General features: G+C 65.4%; 21 protein-coding genes. 10 read left to right on the top strand and 11 right to left on the bottom strand.

The genetic code is table 11. From position 1 onward, the window contains the following. Nucleotides 1–104: 104 nt before the first annotated feature. The 5 genes from A3AS_RS0140335 to A3AS_RS0140310 all read left to right on the top strand — a co-directional run bounded on the left by A3AS_RS0140335 (nucleotide 105) and on the right by A3AS_RS0140310 (nucleotide 4,995). Nucleotides 105–1,094, top strand: coding sequence for an acyl-CoA desaturase (locus A3AS_RS0140335; protein ID WP_018323097.1), 990 nt, complete (start codon nucleotides 105–107; stop codon nucleotides 1,092–1,094). Between the two features lie 137 nt (nucleotides 1,095–1,231). Further along, nucleotides 1,232–1,489: a hypothetical protein gene (locus A3AS_RS48730; RefSeq protein WP_018323096.1), complete on the top strand. Its 258-nt coding sequence runs from the start codon at nucleotides 1,232–1,234 to the stop codon at nucleotides 1,487–1,489. 498 nt (nucleotides 1,490–1,987) lie between these two features. Then, nucleotides 1,988–3,028 carry a PrsW family glutamic-type intramembrane protease gene (locus A3AS_RS0140320; RefSeq protein ID WP_018323094.1) on the top strand — a complete coding sequence of 347 codons (1,041 nt, stop codon included), beginning with the start codon at nucleotides 1,988–1,990 and terminating at the stop codon, nucleotides 3,026–3,028. 69 nt (nucleotides 3,029–3,097) lie between these two features. Next, on the top strand, nucleotides 3,098–3,676 hold the full coding sequence (locus A3AS_RS0140315; RefSeq protein ID WP_018323093.1) for an HdeD family acid-resistance protein: 579 nt from the start codon (nucleotides 3,098–3,100) through the stop codon (nucleotides 3,674–3,676). A 233-nt stretch (nucleotides 3,677–3,909) separates the two neighbouring features. Further along, nucleotides 3,910–4,995, top strand: a complete 1,086-nt coding sequence (locus tag A3AS_RS0140310) for a 3-deoxy-7-phosphoheptulonate synthase (RefSeq protein WP_018323092.1) — start codon at nucleotides 3,910–3,912, stop codon at nucleotides 4,993–4,995. Nucleotides 4,996–5,054: 59 nt separating this feature from the next. Here A3AS_RS0140310 and A3AS_RS0140305 read toward each other — a convergent pair whose 3' ends face one another. From A3AS_RS0140305 to epmA, 3 genes are read right to left on the bottom strand one after another with little or no spacing between them, the layout of a single operon-like run. After that, nucleotides 5,055–5,315, bottom strand: coding sequence for a hypothetical protein (locus A3AS_RS0140305; protein ID WP_018323091.1), 261 nt, complete (start codon nucleotides 5,313–5,315; stop codon nucleotides 5,055–5,057). Nucleotides 5,316–5,358: 43 nt separating this feature from the next. Further along, nucleotides 5,359–6,453 carry a lysine-2,3-aminomutase-like protein gene (locus A3AS_RS0140300; RefSeq protein WP_018323090.1) on the bottom strand — a complete coding sequence of 365 codons (1,095 nt, stop codon included), beginning with the start codon at nucleotides 6,451–6,453 and terminating at the stop codon, nucleotides 5,359–5,361. Continuing rightward, nucleotides 6,450–7,514: an EF-P lysine aminoacylase EpmA gene (epmA, locus tag A3AS_RS0140295; RefSeq protein WP_018323089.1), complete on the bottom strand. Its 1,065-nt coding sequence runs from the start codon at nucleotides 7,512–7,514 to the stop codon at nucleotides 6,450–6,452. Before epmA ends, A3AS_RS0140300 begins: the two co-directional genes overlap by 4 nt. A gap of 162 nt (nucleotides 7,515–7,676) precedes the next feature. Between epmA and efp the strand changes: the two genes are divergently transcribed. The 3 genes from efp (at nucleotide 7,677) to A3AS_RS0140280 (ending at nucleotide 10,967) form a co-directional block, all read left to right on the top strand. Beyond that, nucleotides 7,677–8,243 carry an elongation factor P gene (efp, locus tag A3AS_RS0140290; protein WP_018323088.1) on the top strand — a complete coding sequence of 189 codons (567 nt, stop codon included), beginning with the start codon at nucleotides 7,677–7,679 and terminating at the stop codon, nucleotides 8,241–8,243. Nucleotides 8,244–8,267: 24 nt separating this feature from the next. After that, the gene (locus tag A3AS_RS0140285) at nucleotides 8,268–9,890 is read left to right on the top strand and encodes a peptidoglycan DD-metalloendopeptidase family protein (protein WP_018323087.1); all 1,623 of its coding nucleotides are present in this window, start codon (nucleotides 8,268–8,270) and stop codon (nucleotides 9,888–9,890) included. 84 nt (nucleotides 9,891–9,974) lie between these two features. After that, the gene (locus A3AS_RS0140280; protein WP_018323086.1) at nucleotides 9,975–10,967 is read left to right on the top strand and encodes a DUF808 domain-containing protein; all 993 of its coding nucleotides are present in this window, start codon (nucleotides 9,975–9,977) and stop codon (nucleotides 10,965–10,967) included. A gap of 7 nt (nucleotides 10,968–10,974) precedes the next feature. Here the strand turns inward: A3AS_RS0140280 and A3AS_RS0140275 are convergent, their stop codons facing one another. Beyond that, the gene (locus tag A3AS_RS0140275) at nucleotides 10,975–11,478 is read right to left on the bottom strand and encodes a cupin domain-containing protein (protein ID WP_018323085.1); all 504 of its coding nucleotides are present in this window, start codon (nucleotides 11,476–11,478) and stop codon (nucleotides 10,975–10,977) included. Nucleotides 11,479–11,498: 20 nt separating this feature from the next. Then, on the bottom strand, nucleotides 11,499–11,978 hold the full coding sequence (locus tag A3AS_RS0140270) for a carboxymuconolactone decarboxylase family protein (RefSeq protein WP_018323084.1): 480 nt from the start codon (nucleotides 11,976–11,978) through the stop codon (nucleotides 11,499–11,501). A gap of 54 nt (nucleotides 11,979–12,032) precedes the next feature. On the opposite strand from A3AS_RS0140270, the gene A3AS_RS0140265 reads away from it, so the two are divergent. After that, nucleotides 12,033–12,560 (top strand): MarR family winged helix-turn-helix transcriptional regulator, encoded by a 528-nt coding sequence (locus tag A3AS_RS0140265; protein ID WP_018323083.1) that lies wholly within the window; start codon nucleotides 12,033–12,035, stop codon nucleotides 12,558–12,560. Between the two features lie 7 nt (nucleotides 12,561–12,567). Here the strand turns inward: A3AS_RS0140265 and A3AS_RS0140260 are convergent, their stop codons facing one another. The 3 genes from A3AS_RS0140260 to A3AS_RS0140250 all read right to left on the bottom strand — a co-directional run bounded on the left by A3AS_RS0140260 (nucleotide 12,568) and on the right by A3AS_RS0140250 (nucleotide 13,422). After that, a complete protein-coding gene (locus A3AS_RS0140260; RefSeq protein ID WP_018323082.1) occupies nucleotides 12,568–12,753 on the bottom strand; it encodes a hypothetical protein in 186 nt (61 codons plus the stop codon). Between the two features lie 82 nt (nucleotides 12,754–12,835). Continuing rightward, nucleotides 12,836–13,087: a hypothetical protein gene (locus tag A3AS_RS0140255; RefSeq protein WP_018323081.1), complete on the bottom strand. Its 252-nt coding sequence runs from the start codon at nucleotides 13,085–13,087 to the stop codon at nucleotides 12,836–12,838. Nucleotides 13,088–13,161: 74 nt separating this feature from the next. Next, nucleotides 13,162–13,422: a hypothetical protein gene (locus tag A3AS_RS0140250; protein ID WP_026202873.1), complete on the bottom strand. Its 261-nt coding sequence runs from the start codon at nucleotides 13,420–13,422 to the stop codon at nucleotides 13,162–13,164. Nucleotides 13,423–13,570: 148 nt separating this feature from the next. On the opposite strand from A3AS_RS0140250, the gene A3AS_RS0140245 reads away from it, so the two are divergent. After that, entirely contained in the window at nucleotides 13,571–14,800 is a 1,230-nt protein-coding gene (locus tag A3AS_RS0140245) for a lytic murein transglycosylase (protein WP_026202872.1), read from the top strand. Nucleotides 14,801–14,910: 110 nt separating this feature from the next. Here A3AS_RS0140245 and A3AS_RS0140240 read toward each other — a convergent pair whose 3' ends face one another. The 3 genes from A3AS_RS0140240 to recJ form a co-directional block, all read right to left on the bottom strand. After that, on the bottom strand, nucleotides 14,911–15,708 hold the full coding sequence (locus tag A3AS_RS0140240; protein ID WP_018323078.1) for an aldolase: 798 nt from the start codon (nucleotides 15,706–15,708) through the stop codon (nucleotides 14,911–14,913). A gap of 95 nt (nucleotides 15,709–15,803) precedes the next feature. Then, the gene (locus tag A3AS_RS0140235) at nucleotides 15,804–16,613 is read right to left on the bottom strand and encodes an SDR family NAD(P)-dependent oxidoreductase (RefSeq protein WP_018323077.1); all 810 of its coding nucleotides are present in this window, start codon (nucleotides 16,611–16,613) and stop codon (nucleotides 15,804–15,806) included. A 65-nt stretch (nucleotides 16,614–16,678) separates the two neighbouring features. Beyond that, entirely contained in the window at nucleotides 16,679–18,520 is a 1,842-nt protein-coding gene (gene recJ / locus A3AS_RS0140230) for a single-stranded-DNA-specific exonuclease RecJ (protein WP_018323076.1), read from the bottom strand. Nucleotides 18,521–18,580 lie beyond the last annotated feature (60 nt).

The following is an 18,580-nucleotide window of genomic DNA, read 5'->3' as shown; positions in this document are numbered from 1 at the left end:
TAACTCTTTTTTAACTAAATACTGGAGATGGCGACCCCTGCGCGGTAGGGTGTGACCCGGTACGTCCGCAATCACTGCGGGCCTTGAGTATTGGAAGCCCCGGAATGTCCATCGCCGACGCCGAGTTCGCCCTGGCAGAGATCGCGCTGAAGCCGCAGCTTCCACCCGGCGTCGTCACCGAAGGGCCGCTGGTCCAGGCCAAGCTGCGCGAGAGTTATCTCCTGCTCGGCATCCTCTATGTCGGCGCGGTCGCCGGCATCATCTGGGCCGTGACGCAAGGCGTCGGCAAGGTCGAGCTGTTCACGTTCGCCTGGATGTTCGCGCTGACAACGTTCGGCATCGGTGCCGGCATGCACCGCCTGTTCGTCCATCGCAGCTTCCGTACCGGCCCGATCATGCGTGTCTTCTTCTGCGCCATCGCCCAGATGGCTGTGCAGGGCTCGATCGCCAAATGGGTCGCCAACCACCGCCGCCACCATCTCTACGCCGATGACGTCGGCGATCCCCACAGCCCGCAATTCGACGGCTTCGGCAATCGCTATGTCAGCGCGTTCAAGGGCTTCCTGCACGCCCAGGGCAGCTGGGTGTTCGACCAGGCCACCACCGACAACGAATACTATGCCAAGGACATCCTCGCCGATCCGATCGCGATGTTCTTCGTGCGCACGCGCTGGGTCTGGTACGGGATGTCGGCAGTCTTCATCCCCGGCGTGATCGGCTACACATTCGGCGGCGTGCACGCCATGATCGGCTGCGTGCTGTTCTCCGGCCTGCTCCGCGCCTATCTGCTGATCCTCACCAGCCAGCTCACCGGCTCGGTCTGCCACGCCTACGGCTATCGCCGCTTCGACGTCGAAGACGCCTCGACCAACGAGTTCGTGACCACGATCCTCACCTTCGGCGAGGGTCTGCACAACAACCATCACCGCTTCCCGCGGGACGCCTACATCTCGCACGCCTGGTGGGAGATCGATCTCAACGGCCTGATCATCCTGGGCCTGGAAAAGATCGGCCTCGTCCACGACGTCTTCCACGCCTCGCACCGTCAATTGGAGCGGGCGGCCGAAGCAGAGGCGGCCTCGACGGCGCGCTGAATCGGCAGGTAGCGGCCTCCGACAGGCCGTCTTGCCTCCGCATCGCCGCCCTATCGCGGCCCCATTGCGGGATCAGCTTTTGAACGTCCGTGCCTCCAGGCCGGGCGTCATTTGCAGACTTGCGATCGGGGGACCGAATGGCAGTCGACAAAGTTACAGTGGACAAGATCACCTGGGACAGGGTCGGCCGGGTCACCGAGCCCGGACGCTACATGTACACGTTCGGCTGGCTCACCATCACCGCCGGCGATCTGGAGATCTGGAAGATCTACCCGCAGGCCGCGTTCACGCTGCTGGCGCAACCGGGCGAGGCTGACACATCCGTCGGCGAGGAATTCCATCTCGGCGCCTTCGACGTGGCTCCCGGGGCGCCGCTGCCGTTCACCACGCACTGAGGGCGGAAAGCGCCGGCCGTTGCGGGAACGCATGGCATGGGCGTTGCTTTATCATCGCCATGCTACATATTCCCGCGGTCGACCAGGCTTTCCTGTTGTTGCTCATCGTCGTCTGTCTCGGCGCGTGCCTCGTCCGCGCCTTCTGGGAGCTCGAGCAGTCGCGGGCGCGCCGGATCGCCTCGCCGCCCCGCGAGGGCCCAACGAAGTGCAGCTAGCTGGCCTGCCCCGGCGCACGGCTACGCCGTGAATCGAAGAAACTCACGCATTTCCTTGATACGGCTTGCCAATCGCGCCTCAGCTCGGCGGCGCGGGCGTTATCATGGATGACGAGCACGTTCTGTCATGCAATTAATTACGCTTGCATTCTACGGCGCGGCGGGCGACGGCAGATGAACGAAGGCTGTCGCGCTCGTTAAGCGAGCCGACAGCAAGCGCATGACACATGGTCGCATCGGTGAATGTAGATAAGCGGATCAAGGGAACCTATTTTCGGCGCCGATGTACCTGATTGAAGCATTGCCCACCGTCATCGGAACGGCCGCCATCGCCCCGGCGCTGCTGATGCTGTGGCTTGTCATCGCCGCCGAGGAACGTCCGGGACCGCCGGCCCAGGTCTGGACCGCGTTCCTGTTAGGAGCGGCCAGCATCTCGCTGCTGGGCCTCGCCCGCGCCCCCTTCGCCAAGATGGTCGCCGCGCCCGACGACCCCTGGGCGGCGCTGGCCTTGCATTCGATCTTCGGCGTCGCGCTGCCCGAGGAAGCCGTCAAGGTGATCGCCATCGTGGCGATCTCCTCGACCAAGCGGCGGACCTTTGCCAATCCGATGGACACCGTGGTCTATGGCGCCGCGGTCGGCCTCGGTTTCGCCGCTTACGAGAACCTCGCCTATCTGGTCCAGCACGCCGAGATGTGGCGCTCGCTGGCCGCCTTGCGCAGCGTGCTGACCGTGCCGTTCCACGGCGCGCTCGGCATCATCGCGGGCGCCTACCTGACGATCGCACGCGCCGGCACGGCGCTGGGCGCGAACCGCCACCATCGCGACTGGGCCCGCCTCTCCAGCCGCCTCCTGATGCTGGCCGGCCCGCTCGCGCTGCATTCGGCCTTCGACTTTCCGCTGCTGACCCTGCAAAGAATGCCTGACCTCGATCCGACGCTGCGGATGTGGCTGGGCGCCTCCAGCCTCTTGATCGGCTTCAGCTCGATCGCCTTCGCGATCCGCCTGGTCCGGCGCGTCGCCCGCCACCACGCACCTCGGACCGATGTCGCGCGGGAGCGGCTCAGCCAGCTTCGGCGGATGTGGGCGCTGCTGCTCGCCGGCGGCGGCGTCGGCTTTCTCGGGCTCGCCTTCGTGCTGACCTCGATCCATCACTGGCTCATCAACCCCGAGCGCAATCTGACGCTGGCCCTGATCCCGATCGGCTTCGTCTCGATCCTGCTCGGCCTGGCGCTTCTGATTGTCACAACGGCGATCTATGTTCTCGGCCGCAACCGCATCCGCACCAGCGCGGAAGGTTTTTCCTCGGCGCCCGGCGGCGGGTGAGCCGCGGGATGGCGAGCGCGCCGCGTGCATACTAGATTGAGCGCTGACCTTTCGATCTGGAGCCTGCCGATGACGTCGCCCGAGGATTTTTCACGGCTGCAATCCATGATGAGCCAGACGGTCAAGGCGCACTGGAAGGCCTTTCTGTTCGAGGGCATCCTGCTCGCAATTCTCGGCGTCGCGGCGCTGATCCTGCCGCCGCTGGCAAGTCTTGCGATCACGATCTTCCTCGGCTGGATGTTCTTGATCAGCGGCATTGGCGGGCTGATCGTGACCTATTGGGCGCGCAGCACGCCGGGCTTCTGGTGGTCGCTGATCTCGGCTGCGCTCGCCGTGCTCGCCGGCATGCTGCTGCTGGCGCGGCCGATGCAGGCCGTGCTGACCCTGACCATCGTGGTCGGCGCCTACTTCCTGGCCGAGGGCGTCGCCACCATCATGTACGCACTGGAGCACCGCCGCGAGCTCAGCGGCCGCTGGTCGTGGCTGCTGATCTCGGGCCTCGTCGACATCGCGATCTCCTTCATGGTGATCACGGGACTGCCGAGCTCGGCTGAATGGGCCATCGGCGTCCTCGTCGGTATCAACCTCCTGTTCGGCGGCGCCAGCCTGATCGGCCTGGCGCTGGCGGCGCGCAACAGCAACACCTGACCTGCCTCGTCGCCTGCCGCGCCGATTGGGGGGTGACAATCCGCTGATGGCGCGCTATATGCCCTTCCATGATCACCGTCGCCACCAGCTATTTTTGGTACTTTAGCTACGACAGCTCGCTGGCGGCAGGAGGATCGCGCTCAATCTGAATATTGAAGCAAACGTCCGAACAAGCCGCCAGACCTGGCGGCTTTTTTATTGGCCGGCAGGTTCGAAACAAACAGGAGCCCGCCGTGCTGAGCACGACCGACGATCTTCGTATCCGCGAATTGAAAGAGCTGAGCACGCCGGAAGAGGTGATGCGGGAAGTCCCGCGCACGCTCACCGCGACGCGCGTCGTGATGGCGGCGCGCAACGCCATCCACGCCATCCGCAATGGCCAGGACGACCGCCTGCTGGTCGTGGTCGGCCCCTGCTCGGTGCATGACCCCAAGGCCGCGCTCGAATATGCCGAGCGCCTCGCGAGCTTGCGCGAAGAGCTCGCCGACCAGCTCGAAATCGTGATGCGGGTCTATTTCGAGAAGCCGCGCACCACGGTCGGCTGGAAGGGCCTGATCAACGATCCCGATCTGGATGGCAGCTTCGACATCAACAAGGGCCTGCGGCTGGCGCGCAACGTGCTGTCGGCGGTGAACAATCTCGGCCTGCCCGCCGGCACGGAATTCCTCGACATGACGACGCCGCAATACATCGCCGACCTCGTGTCCTGGGCCGCGATCGGTGCGCGCACGACCGAGAGCCAGATCCATCGCGAGCTGGCCTCGGGCCTGTCCTGCCCGGTCGGCTTCAAGAACGGCACCGATGGCAATGTGCGGATCGCGGCGGACGCCGTGAAGTCGGCCTCGCATCCGCATCACTTCATGGCGGTGACGAAGCTCGGCCGCTCGGCGATCGCCTCGACCGCGGGCAACGAGGACTGCCACATCATCCTGCGCGGCGGCAGCAAGCCGAACTATGATGCGGCAAGCGTCGCGGCCGCCTGCAACGAGCTGACCAAATCCGGGGTCGCGCCGCTGGTGATGGTGGATGCCAGCCACGCCAATTCGAGCAAGAAGCCCGAGAACCAGCCGCTGGTGGCGGCCGACATCGCCGGCCAGATCTCAGGCGGCGAAGGCCGCATCATGGGCGTGATGATCGAGAGCAACCTCGTAGCCGGCCGCCAGGACGTCGTGCCGGGCAAGCCGCTCACCTACGGCCAGAGCATCACCGACGGCTGCATCGATTGGCCGACTACGGCGACCGCGCTCGAGCAGCTCGCCGACGCGGTGGAAATCCGCCGCAACGCCCGGCGCGCCGGACTGCAGGAGCGCTCGGCCTAGCTCAGAGCGAACGCGCGTTCGCTCTCCTCACCTTTCCCCAACGGGGAGAGGTGAAAGGATCAGCAGCCGCGGCAGATGCTCTTGATCTTGCGGTCGAGCTCCGCGTCTTCCTTGTTCGCGGGGGTGTTCGGATTGCTCAAATTCTTCTCGCTCGGCACGTCAGCCGCGCGCGGCTGGCGGTGACCCACCGGTGCAGGCAACACCGATCCGGAAGTTCCGCCGCTGCCGCCCGACGTCGATCCCTTTGAACCGCCGGTCTGTGCTTCCGCCGCGCCGGCAAGCAAGACCACGAGCGATGCTGCCACCATGATCTTCTTCATTCTTGCTTCTCCATTCTCGAACCGGCGCGCTCTCCATCACCGCTCACGTCTCGGGCGGATAGAGATGAACGTCGCCGCAATAGTCCACGATACGATAGCGCGTTTCGGCTTCCGCATCACCCGCATGGGGTGCGGTATTATGCGGCGCCAGGACGTAGCTCGGCCCCACCGGGGATTTGCCGGCGCCCCCGGGAATGTCGATGACATAGTCCGGCTGACATAGCCCTGACACCCGCCCGCGCAACTGCCGCATCAACTCCTGCCCCTCCGCCAGCGTCGTGCGCAGATGCGCCGTGCCCGGCGCGAGGTCGCCGTGATGCAGATAATAGGGCTTGATCCGGCATTCGACGAAAGCTCGCATCAAATCCGACAGAGCGGCAATGTTGTCATTGACCCCGCGCAACAGCACGGACTGGCTCACCAGGGGAATTCCGGAATCGACGAGCCGTGCGCAGGCGGCGCGCACCGGTCCCGTCAGTTCGCGCGCATAATTGGCATGCAGCGCCACCCAGGTGACCGCGCCCTCGACCTTGAGCGCCGCAACCAACTCGTCGCTGATGCGCGCGGGATCGGCCACGGGCACGCGGGTGTGAAGGCGGATGATCTTGACGTGATCGATTGCCGCGAGTTCGGCCATGATCTCGCCCATCCGGCGCGGCGACAGCATCAGGGGATCGCCGCCGGTCAGGATCACTTCCCAGATCTCGTGATGCGAACGGATGTAATCGATCGCCGCGCGATAGGCGCCGTCCGACAGCGCGCTGTCCTTGCCGGGGCCCACCATCTCGCGGCGGAAGCAGAAGCGGCAATAGACCGCGCAGACGTGAACGAGCTTGAACAGCACGCGATCGGGATAGCGATGCACAATCCCTGCGACCGGCGAGTGCGGATGATCGCCGATCGGATCGGCGTCCTCGCCCGGCTGCATCTCAAGCTCCGCGGCGCTCGGAACGAATTGCCGTGCGATGGGATCGTCGGGGTCGGATGTATCGATCAGTTCGACCAGCGCCGGCGTGATCGCCACAGCATAGCGTGCGGCAACGCGTTCGAGCGCCGGCAGCGCTGTTGCAGGCGCCAGACCTTCGGCGACGAGCTCAGCCGGCTCGCGCAAAGTGCGTGCAAGGTTCGTTTTCGTCATGTCTCACTAGACGCTTCATTTGCAGGTGGCGTCCAAACCACTTGATCGATCCGCGATGCGCCGCTTGCCAGCATCACCAGCCGGTCGAGGCCGAGGGCGACGCCGCTGGCCTCCGGCATTGCCGCAACTGCGGCCAGAAAGTCCTCGTCGAGCGGATAGGCTTCGCCGTAGCGGCGCTGCTTCTCCGTCATCGATTCCGTGAAGCGTTTTCGCTGCTCCTCGGCATCGGTCAGTTCCCCAAAGCCGTTGGCGAGCTCGACGCCGCAGGCGTAGACCTCGAACCGCTCGGCAACCCTGGGATCGTCAGCCTTCACCCGTGCCAGTGCCGCCTCTGGAGATGGGTATTCGAACAAAATGGTCAAACGCCCCTGCCCCAGATGCGGCTCGATGTGCTCGACGAGCACCTTGCTGAAGATGTCGGACCAGGTGTCGTCCTCGGCCACACGGACCTTGCTACTCGCCGCCTCGGCCAACGCGGCACGGTTACCCTCGCCGTCCCTGATTGTCGACAGCAGGTCGATGCCGGCGAACCGTTCGAAGGCGCCCGCCACGGTCAGCAGCTCGGGCTCGGCGAAGGGATCGGCGGTCCGCCCCCGGAACGAGAAGGTCCCGATGCCGGTCGCCTGCGCCGCACGGGCGATGACGACGACGCAATCGGCCATGATGGCGTCATAGGAAGCGCCTGCCCGATACCATTCCAGCATGGTGAATTCGGGTAGATGAAGGTCGCCGCGCTCACGGTCGCGGAACACCCGGGCGAGCTCGAAAATCCGCGTCTCGCCCGCCGCCAGCAGCTTCTTGCAGGCGAATTCGGGCGAAGTCCGCAGATACCGGAGGGCTCGGCTGCCGTCCGGCCGCATGATCTCGGTCCGGGGGGCGTGCAGATGGGTCTCATTGCCCGGGGAGACCTGGAGAACGGAGGTTTCGACCTCCACGAACCCCTGCTCGGCGAAAAAGCCCCGTAGAGACCCGGTAATGGCCCCCCTGGCCTGGAGGAACGGCCGACGGTCGAGATGCCGCCCGGGCGACCAGAACGGTGAGATGGGCTTGTCCCCAGCCATTACCTGACCGCCCCACAGCCGAGCAAAATGCTGGCATCTAACGGCAAAATCAGTATGTTGCGGCCCGAAACGGGCGCCGAGGTCCGATTTGAGACCCCAAGTCCCCCATCGAATTGATCACGTCCTGGCCGGTGCCGGGCCAAGCAAGCAGGAAATACAGCTTTGAGAGTCATCGCCAGTTCTATTCGCAAAGGCAACGTGATCGAGCAAGACGGCAAGCTCTATGTCGTCGTCAGCGCCGAAAACATCCACCCCGGCAAGGGCACCCCGGTCAGCCAGATCGAGATGCGCCGAATCTCGGACGGGGTAAAGATCTCCGAGCGCTACAAGACCACCGACCAGGTCGAAAAGGCCACCATCGAGGAGCGCAACTACACCTTCCTGTATGAAGATGGCGACGGCTTCCACTTCATGAACCCGGAGACCTACGACCAGGTCCAGGTCTCCAAGGACGTCGTCGGCGACGCGGCCTCGTATCTTCAACCGGACATGACCGTCAAGCTGTCGACCCACGACGTCAACGTGGTCTCGCTCGCGCTGCCCCAGCGCGTGACGTTGGAAGTGGTCGAGACCGAGCCGGTGACCAAGGGCCAGACGGCCTCGTCCTCCTACAAGCCGGCGGTGCTTTCCAACGGCGTGCGCACCACCGTGCCGCCGCACATCGCAGTCGGCACCCGCATCGTCGTCATGACGGAGGACGGCTCCTACTCAGAACGCGCCAAGGACTGACGGGGAACAGAGCGATCGCAGCAGGTGCCGCCGGGGGGCGAGACAGTGGTTGGGAAGGGTTTCCGCTTCGTCTCGCTTCTTTTGGCGTCGCTTTCGCTCCTCATTGCCACTCCGCTCGCTGCGGATGAATTCCGCAGCCCCTCGCTCACGGCCCTGCGCGTCGACTGGCGCGCAGCGCTCGACCAGCTCCGCACCGAGATCAACAGCCGCCCCCGGGTCGCGGACGATTTCATCTTCGCCCCTCGCCGTTCGGTACCGCGCTACGATCCCCGCGCGATGCCCGCATTGGTGCAGCTCAACGCGGTATCCTCGCGACTCTTCACCGGCATCACCCGCAGTCCCGTACCGGTGCTGCTGCCGTTCGACGCCGCCGCTTACCTCGAGGCGCAGCGCAGCGGCGCGACGGCGACGCTCGCGCTGTCGCGCTATCAGGCGGACTTCAATCCCGTCGACATGTTCGATGCCGGCCCCGCCGGTTACAGCGCGACCTTCTCGCTCGAGCCCGGCGCCGGCGACGGCATGCCAAGCCGGGTGTTCACAAGGCCGGTCGAAGTGCAGATCACGGGATCGGCGCTGGTCTACGACATCGCCGATCCCACCGGCGGCAAGGGCGAGCAGATCAAACCGCTCATAGCGCTCTATCCGGACCTGCGCAGGTTTATCCGGGAAGGCTATGTACGCTACGCTTTTACCCGTTTCGGCGTCGCCTATGTGGTGTCGATTCAGTGCCTCGACAGCGTCGCCAAGCCGCGGCGGCTGGCCTGCAAGGAAGCCTATCCGGTCGCCGAGCGCTTCCTGAAGGCCCTGCGCGTCGCCGGCGGCCAGCGCATGCGACCATTGACGGACATCGCCTCCAACATCCTCGATCGCCCGACGGGCCGTTCACCGGATTTCAGCTACCGGCCGAGCGGCGACATCATCCCGAACACCGGCTACCGCAAGCAGGGCGGCCATCCCGACGCAATGGCCTATGCACAGATCCGCTTTCCGCTCGAAAAGGCTCCCGCCTTCGTCCGCTCGCAATCCTATGCCAAGCGGGACAGGACGGAGAGCACGACCGCCTATCCCTGGCGCGACAATTTCTGCGAGTCCCGCAGTTTCGAGGTTTGGCAATGCGCGGGCGGTTACGGCCACCAGGGCGAGGACATCCGCGCCGCCGACTGCCCACCGCCCGGCGAAGGCCGCGAGCCCTGCGATCCCAAGCAGCGCGGTGTCGTCGCGGTGCGCGATGCCATCGTGATCCGCGCGTCCAGGGACCAGGCCGCGACGCTTCAAGTCAACAGCCGCACCGAGCACATCCGCTTCCGCTACATGCACATGAATCCGCACGCAATGAACGCCGATGGCGTGCTCAATGGCCGCATCGTCACCGAAGGCGAGAAGATCGGCGTGATCTCGAATTATCTCGACCATCCCGCCGGTACCTCGATGCATCTGCATTTCGACGTGCAGGTGTTCACACGCGACGGCTGGATCTGGGTCAGCCCCTACGTCACCCTGGTCTCCGCCTACGAACGCCTGATCCACGCCCGCGGCCGCGAGGTCGGCCCGGAGATCGCCGTCACGTCGCAGCCGGTCGCCCATGCACTGCCGGACGACGTGATCAAGCCGGATCTGCGCGAGGGATCGAGCGGCGAGGAGAATTGACGGCTTGCTCGCTCCAACGAAGGGCGGTGCAAGAGCTTGTTGTCGCGCGCACCGCCGGCTCAAACAAAAACAGGGATCGGGGTGATGAGTGTCGGACTGATCGGTCTTCTCGACGATATCGCGGCGATTGCAAAGGTGGCAGCCGCCTCGCTCGACGATGTGGCGAGCCAGGCTGCCAAAGCAGGCGCAAAGGCGGCTGGCGTGGTCATCGACGACGCGGCCGTCACGCCGAACTACGTCATCGGTTTTGCCTCGAAGCGCGAACTGCCGATCGTCGGCAAGATTGCAGTCGGATCGCTGCGCAACAAATTGCTGATTTTGCTTCCCGCTGCCCTGCTGCTTGGTTATTTCCTTCCCGCCGCGGTGACGCCGCTGCTCATGCTGGGCGGAGCCTTTCTCTGCTACGAGGGTACCGAGAAGGTGCTCGAAGCCGTAATGCCGCATCATGCGCACCACCATGAAGCCCAGCTCGAGCCGATCGCGCTGAATGCCCGGTCGGTCGAGGACGAGAAGGTCGCGAGCGCCATCAAGACGGATTTCATCCTGTCGGCAGAGATCATGGCGATCACGCTGGCGGCCCTTCCGGCAGGCAGCATCTGGACGCAGGCGCTGGTGCTGGCGCTGGTCGGCTTCGGTATCACGGTCGGGGTCTACGGCGTGGTGGCCCTGATCGTGAAGGCTGACGATGCCGGCGTAGCCCTTGCGGGCTACGACGGCGCCTCAGTCATTGGCGCCGCGATCCGCTCGCTTGGACGCGCGCTGGTCCGCGGTATGCCCACGTTCCTGACGGTGCTGAGCACCATCGGCACCGCCGCCATGATCTGGGTTGGCGGCGGCATCATCCTGCACGGCATCGAAAAATACGGCCCGCCCGTGGTCGGCCGCACGGTCCATGCCGCAACCGAGGCGGCCGCACACGCCCTTCCATCCATTGCCGGCATCATCGAATGGTCGGTCGAGGCAGCCATCTCAGGCGTGCTTGGACTGCTTGTCGGCGCGGTTGCGATTCCGGCAGTCCAATACGGTCTCTCGCCGGCATGGAAACGGCTGAGGCGATCGCGGGATCGCGCCTCCTAGCCGTGCTCTACTCCAAGAACGTTGTGAGCTGCGCGCCCTCGTCCGCCACGAACACCGCGATCAATTCCGCAGGCTCCGTCAGGCTGGCATTGGCCGAGACCAGATGCGTCGAGCCCGGCGGCTCGAAGAAGGACTGGCCAACGCCAAACGTCGCGACAGGACCGCCGCCAAGCTGGGAGCGGATCTCGCCCTTTGTGATGTAGGCGGTCACGGATCCTGCGTGACGATGCGGGCGCGAGAATCCGCCCGGACCATAGGTGACGCGCACGATGGTGACGCGCTTGCCCGGCACGTTCGGCAATGCGTAGGAGCCGATCGGTTCGACCTTGTCGAGCGGCGAGCTCTCCGGCGCGCTGGCGCAGAGCGGCGCCAGCGCGCCGGAGACGGCATCCATCGTCACCGGCAGCGCCTTGCCGATCGCCAGCGCACAGGCCAGCCCTGCAACGACGGCGAGCGCGGTCGAACGTGACGGTGCCGGACGCTGTACGGCAGATAAGCTCATTGCTGTCATCAGAACCTCCCTTGTGCCGATCAGGATGCCGCAGCATTCGCGGCCACCGGCCGCGGCGCCGGCGTCCAGCGAAACGCAGCCCCAAAGCGATTCCAGACATTGATCGAGGCGACCGCCGAGGTCAGGTACATCAGTTCGGTCTCGGAGAACTCCCGGGCCGCTTCGGCATAGACGTCCTCGCTGACGCCGTCGGGCAGGACGGTCAGAGCCTCAGCCCAGGCCAGCGCGGCACGCTCACGCGGCGAAAAGATCGGCGCCTCGCGCCAGACCGCGACCAAATGGAGCTTGTCGACGGGAACGCCGATCCGTTCCGACAGCAGGACATGATGCTGCACGCAGAAGGCGCAGCCGTTGATCTGCGAGGCGCGCAACTTGACGAGCTCGAGAAGCTGCTTGTCGAGGCCGGCCTTGGCCGCAAGCTGACCCAGCGCCAGCACCAGATCATAAGCGTCGGGCGCGATCTTCTTGAAATCCTCGTATTCGCTACGGGCATGTGACATTGCGGTTCACCTCGTCTTATTATAAGTGTGCTTACATCTTATAAGAGCTCTGACATGTCACGCAAGACCGATGCCGTCACCAGATCGAAAACCCGCCCGGTGCCCGAACCTGCCGGCGACGCGGCGGTGCGTGTTCCCGCTGCCGGCGAAGGCAAGCGCGGCGAGCAGGGCTATCTCGGCTATCTCTTGCGCCAGGCTCACGCCGCAGTCCGTCTGACGACCGAGCGGACGCTCGCCGATCTCGGCGTGACCTCGCCGCAATTCGCGGTGCTGACGATGCTGAATGCCTATCCGGGACTATCAGGCGCCGATGTCGCCCGCCTCACCTTCCTCACGCCGCAAACGGTCGGGGTCATCATCCGCAATCTCGAACGCGACGGCGCGATTCTGATGACGCCTCATCCCGTCCATGGCCGCATCCAGCAATGGACACTGACCAAGCACGGAACGACGTTGTTGAAGGCGTGCCGGGAACGGGTGATGGTGCTGGAGAAGCGTCTTGCCGATGGCCTCGATGCCAAGGCCGAAGCGAGCATTCGGCGATGGCTCGCCAACGTCGCGACCGAGCTGCAGGGGGACTAGGCGAGGCCTAGTCGCCGCCTCCCCCGTCGCCGCCGTCACAGCCGGCGGCATCCCAGAAATCGCCACCCGCACCGCCATCGCCGCCCTGAATACCGCGGCCAAAGTTCTCGGCGATGATCATCAGAACGACGACGAAGAGCCCGGCACCGAAGGGCCAGGGATTGGCACGGATAATGTAGAACAGCTCCCGCATGCCGCATCTTACGCAGGCGGAAGCGAACCGACCGTAAAACGACAGGCCTAAAGTCAGGGATATCGGGAAGCGCGGGAGCCGACTACCCGCCCTTCAACAGTTTCTTAACCTCACCGTCGACCCAGGTCTCGTCCGCCGCGATCACCCGTACGCGGCTGTTGTCGGTAGCATTCACCAGCACATGCGAGCTCACCCGGTCGGCGCTTTGCTCGAGGTGCAAATCGGTCTCGGGCTTCCAACTCAGCGTGGTTGCGAGATCGCCGGGAAAGATCTGCCATTGCGATCCGTCGTCGAGTTCGACGACATGGCTTTCCGCATGCTTATATATCTTCATTCCACCCCGAATGTTCGATGAACGGACTGCATGCGAAAAGGCGGGCCCCGACGCTCCGCCGGGGCCCTGCTCCGTCAGTCGTTGTCGTGATGAATCACGGTCTTGCTGCGATTGCCGAATTCATCCTGCTTCTTGATCACCGTGGTGCGATCAGAGGGCTCGCGCTCCCTGATGACGGTGGTGCGGTCGCGATCGCGATCCCGCTCACGATACTCGTGGGACTGACCGACCGTCACGCCGGCGCCGACCGGGCCGACGTGAACGCCGACTTCATCAGCGAACGCGGGCGTCGCAACGGCGGTGATCATGGCGGCGGCAAACAGATATGTCCTCATCATCTCTTCCTCCTTCCGGATACGGAGGGAATGCAGGACTGCGACAGTTTGTTCCGACCGAAGCATGATGCCGGGCCGCGCAGAATCAGCCGCGCGGCTGTTCCAGGAACCGACGCACACCGGCCATGTTTCGGGCTACAATGTGCCCATGACACACGCTGATTCCTCCCTCCATCCGACTCGCCGCACCCTGCTGCAATCGACGTTCGGTGCAGCCGCTTTGCTCGCATACCCGACACGCGTCCTCGCCGCGCCTCCAGGCTTCGACGAATGGCGCGAGAGCTTTCGCGCACGCGCGATGGCCAAGGGCATCTCGGCCGCGACCTGGCAGCGCGCGATGGGACGGGTCGAGCCCGACATGAGCGTGTTCAAGCAGATGCGGAGCCAGCCCGAATTCCACGAGCAGGTCTGGCAATATATCAACCGCCGCGTCTCCGACTGGCGCATCATCAACGGCAAGATCGCGCTGAAGAACAACGAGGCGCTGCTGGCGCGCATTGAGCGGGATTTCGGTGTCGAGCGGGGCACGCTGCTGGCGCTGTGGGGCGTCGAGTCCGCTTATGGCGATCCCCTGGTGCAGCAGAACCACATGACGCCGGTGTTTCCCTCGCTCGCCGCGCTCGCCTGGAACGAGCCGCGCCGCAAGGCCTATTGGGAGACCGAGCTGATCAATGCGCTGCGCATCGTCGACAAGGGCTGGAGCACGCCCGAGCAGATGCAGGGATCCTGGGCCGGCGCGATGGGCCATTCGCAATGGATGCCGGAAGTCTGGCTCAATGTCGGCATCGATTATGACGGCGACGGCAAGGTCTCACCCTTCGGCAAGCCCGACGACGCGCTGGGCTCGACCGCAAAATATCTCGTCAACCGCGGCAAATGGCATCGCGGCGAGCATTGGGGCTATGAGGTGCGCGCCGCCGGCAATATGAGCGGCAGCCGCACCTATGCGGCCTGGGCGTCAGCCGGCGTCACCCGCGCCGACGGCCAGCCGTTCCCGCAGCCGAACGCATCCGCACAAATGTGGACGCCGGTTGCGGGCGGACCGACCTTCCTGCTCGGACCGAATTTCTACTCGGTGAAGAGCTACAACCCTTCCATGAACTATGCGCTTGCGATCTGCCATCTCGGCGACCGCTGCCTCGGGGCACCGCCCTTCATCCAGCCCTTCCCCGGCTCCGAGCGCGCGCTGACGCTGGCCGAGGTACAGGAGATGCAGACGCGATTGACGAAGGCCGGTTTCGACACCGGCGGCACCGACGGCCGCGTCGGCAACGACACCATGAAGGCGATCAAGGATTTCCAGCAGCGCGCGGGGATTGCGCCAGCGGACGGCTATGGCGGGCTGAAGGTGCTGGCCAAGCTGCGGCAGGGGTCGTAGGCCTCGCGTTGGCCCGTAGCCCGGATGGAGCGCAGCGTAATCCGGGACAATACCTCCGCTGTTGAAGTCCCCGGATTTCGCTGCGCTCCATCCGGGCTACGCACTCATCGCTAATGCCGGTACTGCGGCTCCTCCGCGTCGAGCTGCCTACGGATTGCGGCGAGATGGAGCCGGGCGGATTCGGAATCGCCTTCGCGCATCTGCCTGTAGGTCTCGGCCGCGATCGCGGGATCGACGGGCAGCACCTTCCGTCCCGTCGACATCGCCAGCACCTGCACCTCGGCGGCGCGCTCGAGGTAATAGAGATCGTCCCAGGCTTCCGCGATGGTCGGGGCCAGCACCATCACGCCGTGGTGCTTCATGAAGACGATGTCGGCATCGCCGACGGCGGATGCGATGCGCGCACCTTCCTGGTTGTCGAGCGCGAAGCCGTTGTAGTCGCGGTCGACCGCGGTGCGGCCGTAGAATTTCAGCGCGGTCTGGCCGGCCCAGATCAAGGGATCGCCTTCGGTCATCGACAGCGCCGTCGCATAGGGCATGTGGGTGTGGAATGCGACCTTGGCGCGCGGCAGGCGCTTGTGCATCTCGGCATGGATGTAGAACGCGGTCGCCTCCGGCGCGCCCTCGCCGTCGAGCACATTGCCGTGGAAATCGCAGATCAGCAGCTTTGAGGCAGTGATCTCGCGAAAGGCATAGCCATAGGGATTGACGAGAAACAGATCGTCATGCCCAGGCACGACGGCCGAGAAGTGGTTGCAGATGCCTTCCTCAAAACCGTTGCGCGCCGCCATGCGGAAGCAGGCGGCGAGGTCCTCGCGCGCGGTGCGGATTGCATCGGTGGCGAGGTCCGGCCGGTTCGAGCGGAATGGCGCTGACGCGGGTGAGGAAGCGTGAAGGCTGTGCGCCATGGCGAAGGACACCTCTGTCGGTCGAAAGCTGCCGTCTTGTACAGGGGCTGCGCCTGCGCGTCAGCCCCTGCGACCGCCACCCTGCCCTGCGCGGCTCAGGCCCGCCGCGACACACCGCCGGCATTCATGCCACCGTCGATGACGAGCTCGCTGCCGGTGACGTAGCGCGAGGCATCGGAGGCCAGATACAGCACGCCTGAGGCGATCTCCGCCGCCTGCCCCGCGCGGGCGAGCGGCGTGACGACCTTGGCACGCTCCTCGGGATCGATTGGCGCGTTCTGGCCGGCGCCGGTCGCACCCGTCGGGATCTTGCCCCAGATCGGGGTATCGATGATGCCGGGATGCACGGAATTGACCCGGATGCCGTCGCCGGCCGCCGCGCATTCCATTGCGATCGATTTGGCGAACAGCCGCACGCCGCCCTTGGTCGCCGAATAGGCCGACAGGCCCGGCGCGCCGCGCAGGCCCGCGAGCGAGGACATCATGACGATCGAACCGCCGCCATGCTTTCGCATCAGCGGCAGGCAATGCTTGACCGAGAGAAACACGCCGTCGAGGTTGATCGCATTCTGCTTGCGCCAGTCGGCGAGGGTCATGTCGACGATCGATGGCACGGAGATGCCGATGCCGGCATTGGAGACGAGAATATCGAGCCGACCATAGCGCTTGGCGATTTCGGCGACGATATCGATCCAGCGCTCCTCGCTGGTGACGTCCTGCTCCAGGAATATCGCCTTGCCGCCGGCTTTCGTCACGCGCTTGGCGAGCTCAGGCCCGCGCAGCTCATCGATGTCGGTGATGACAACAGTCGCGCCCTCACGCGCGAACAGATCGACGATGGCCTCGCCGATACCGGAGGCGCCGCCGGTCACCAGCGCGACCTTGCCCTCAACCTGCCCTGCCATGTTCACTCCCTTTTTTGTTGTTTGAGCGACGTATTTTGTGTCGTCTAAGCTGGTCAGATCTTGCGTTATCTAATCACGGATGGCCCCTGGTCCGGTAGCGCGACGTCGATGACGCGGAATTGCACCCGCTCGACGCCCTGGTAGCGATCGACCGAGAGCGAGCCGGCGACATGCAGCTGCTGGCCGCGGTTGGCCAGCAGCGCGTTGCCGAGCTTCTGGCCGACCGAGCGGAACGCGATGCCGTTGACGATGGCGCCATCGCCCGACTTGAAGCGCAGACGCAGATGCGCCTGCCCGACCTCGTCGGCAAAGACGAGCTGGTGCGCCGGCAGCGCCAGCACGGCTTCCGGATTGCCGCTGCCGAACGGACCGGCACGGTTCAGCGTTGCCGCAAGCTCCGTCGTCACGGCGCGCGCGGAGACCGCGCCGTCGATATAGAGCTCGTTGACGTGGCGCGCCTCGGCGACGTCCTGCGCCAGCGCATTTTCGAGATAGGCGCGAAACTCGGCGAGCTTCTCTTTCCGCAACGTCACGCCCGCGGCCATCGCGTGGCCGCCGCCCTTCAGCAGAATGCCGTCAGTGACCGCCTGCCGCACCGCCTTGCCGATATCGACGCCCGCGATCGAGCGGCCCGATCCGGTACCGATGCCGCCGGGCTCGAGCGCTATGGCGAAAGCGGGCCGCGAAAACTTTTCCTTCAGCCGGGAGGCAACGAGGCCGACGACGCCGGGGTGCCAGCCTTCGGACGCCGTGACGATGACGCCGAGCTTGTCCTCGAGCCCGATCGAGGCCAGCGCCTCGGCTTCGGCTTGCGCTTCGGCCGCCTGCTCGATGACGCGGCGCTCGCCGTTGAGGCGGTCGAGCTCGGCGGCGATCCGCGCGGCCTCGACGCCGTCGCCTTCCAGCAATAGCCGCACGCCGAGATCGGCGCGGCCGATGCGGCCGCCGGCATTGATGCGAGGCCCCAGCATGAAGCCGAGATGCCAGGCCTCCGGCGGCCCGTTGAGCCGCGCCACGTCCATCAGCGCGGTATGACCGACATGGTCGCGCCGCCGCATCGCGATCAGCCCCTTGGCGACGAAAGCGCGGTTGAGACCGATCAGCGGCGCGACGTCGGCAACCGTGCCGAGCGCGACGTGATGCAGCATGCCGAGCAGATCGGGCTCGGGCATCTCCGCGCTCCAGAAACCGCGCTGACGCAGTTCGCGGTTGACCGCAACCAGCGTCACAAGCACGAGACCTACCGCGGCGAGATGGCCGAGGCCGGAGAGATCATCGAGCCGGTTCGGATTGACCAGCGCGTCAACCTCCGGCAGCTCGGTGCCGGCCTGGTGATGGTCGATTACGACGACGGACATGCCGAGGCGCTTGGCTTCCGCCAGCGGCTCGATGCTGGTGGTACCGCAATCGACGGTGACGAGCAGCGTGGCGCCCTTGGCCGCCAGCCCGCGAACGGCTTCGACATTGGGCCCGTAGCCTTCGAAAATGCGGTCGGGAATGTGGATCAGCGGATCGAGTCCGCAATGACGCAGGTGCCAGGCCAGCAGCGCCGCCGAGGTCGCGCCGTCGACGTCGTAATCGCCGAAAATCGCGACCTTCTCGCCCTTCGCCGCCGCATCCGCGATCCGCTTCGCCGCCGCCTCCATCTCCGTCACCGTGAACGGGTCCGGCATGAGCTTGCGGATGGTCGGATCGAGAAAGTCGGGCACCGCGTCGATATCGACGCCGCGGCCGGCCAGCACCCGCGCCAGCAATTCGGGAAGCTGGTGCCGCTGCACGATGGCGAGCGCCTGGGCCGCCCCGCGGGGATCCAGCCGGTCGCGCCAGAGCTTGTCGGTCAGCGAGCGGGCGACGCCGAGAAAGGCCTGGGGCGCTTCGACAGGCAAGGCAGTTGCGGGCGGCGTCATGATGAGGGGCTGGCTAGAGGGACCCGGAAGTCGGAGCTGTCGCATCGGTTCGGCTGGCGA

Origin of the sequence: Bradyrhizobium sp. WSM2793 (assembly GCF_000379585.1) — a bacterium.
In the GTDB taxonomy this organism is placed as follows: domain Bacteria; phylum Pseudomonadota; class Alphaproteobacteria; order Rhizobiales; family Xanthobacteraceae; genus Bradyrhizobium.
This window is presented reverse-complemented; position numbering and strand designations above follow the sequence as displayed.

Bases quoted from the DNA above. Each gene is read 5' to 3' on its own strand.
- A3AS_RS0140270 (WP_018323084.1), bottom strand. From the start codon at position 11,978: ATGTCACATGCCCGTAGCGAATACGAGGATTTCAAGAAGATCGCGCCC.
- A3AS_RS0140305 (WP_018323091.1), bottom strand. From the start codon at position 5,315: ATGAAGAAGATCATGGTGGCAGCATCGCTCGTGGTCTTGCTTGCCGGC.
- A3AS_RS0140335 (WP_018323097.1), top strand. From the start codon at position 105: ATGTCCATCGCCGACGCCGAGTTCGCCCTGGCAGAGATCGCGCTGAAG.
- A3AS_RS0140300 (WP_018323090.1), bottom strand. From the start codon at position 6,453: ATGACGAAAACGAACCTTGCACGCACTTTGCGCGAGCCGGCTGAGCTC.
- A3AS_RS0140320 (WP_018323094.1), top strand. From the start codon at position 1,988: ATGTACCTGATTGAAGCATTGCCCACCGTCATCGGAACGGCCGCCATC.
- A3AS_RS0140315 (WP_018323093.1), top strand. From the start codon at position 3,098: ATGACGTCGCCCGAGGATTTTTCACGGCTGCAATCCATGATGAGCCAG.
- A3AS_RS0140235 (WP_018323077.1), bottom strand. From the start codon at position 16,613: ATGGCAGGGCAGGTTGAGGGCAAGGTCGCGCTGGTGACCGGCGGCGCC.
- A3AS_RS0140245 (WP_026202872.1), top strand. From the start codon at position 13,571: ATGACACACGCTGATTCCTCCCTCCATCCGACTCGCCGCACCCTGCTG.
- epmA (WP_018323089.1), bottom strand. From the start codon at position 7,514: ATGGCTGGGGACAAGCCCATCTCACCGTTCTGGTCGCCCGGGCGGCAT.
- A3AS_RS0140265 (WP_018323083.1), top strand. From the start codon at position 12,033: ATGTCACGCAAGACCGATGCCGTCACCAGATCGAAAACCCGCCCGGTG.
- A3AS_RS0140260 (WP_018323082.1), bottom strand. From the start codon at position 12,753: ATGCGGGAGCTGTTCTACATTATCCGTGCCAATCCCTGGCCCTTCGGT.
- A3AS_RS0140275 (WP_018323085.1), bottom strand. From the start codon at position 11,478: ATGACAGCAATGAGCTTATCTGCCGTACAGCGTCCGGCACCGTCACGT.
- recJ (WP_018323076.1), bottom strand. From the start codon at position 18,520: ATGACGCCGCCCGCAACTGCCTTGCCTGTCGAAGCGCCCCAGGCCTTT.
- A3AS_RS0140250 (WP_026202873.1), bottom strand. From the start codon at position 13,422: ATGAGGACATATCTGTTTGCCGCCGCCATGATCACCGCCGTTGCGACG.
- A3AS_RS0140280 (WP_018323086.1), top strand. From the start codon at position 9,975: ATGAGTGTCGGACTGATCGGTCTTCTCGACGATATCGCGGCGATTGCA.
- A3AS_RS48730 (WP_018323096.1), top strand. From the start codon at position 1,232: ATGGCAGTCGACAAAGTTACAGTGGACAAGATCACCTGGGACAGGGTC.
- A3AS_RS0140240 (WP_018323078.1), bottom strand. From the start codon at position 15,708: ATGGCGCACAGCCTTCACGCTTCCTCACCCGCGTCAGCGCCATTCCGC.
- A3AS_RS0140255 (WP_018323081.1), bottom strand. From the start codon at position 13,087: ATGAAGATATATAAGCATGCGGAAAGCCATGTCGTCGAACTCGACGAC.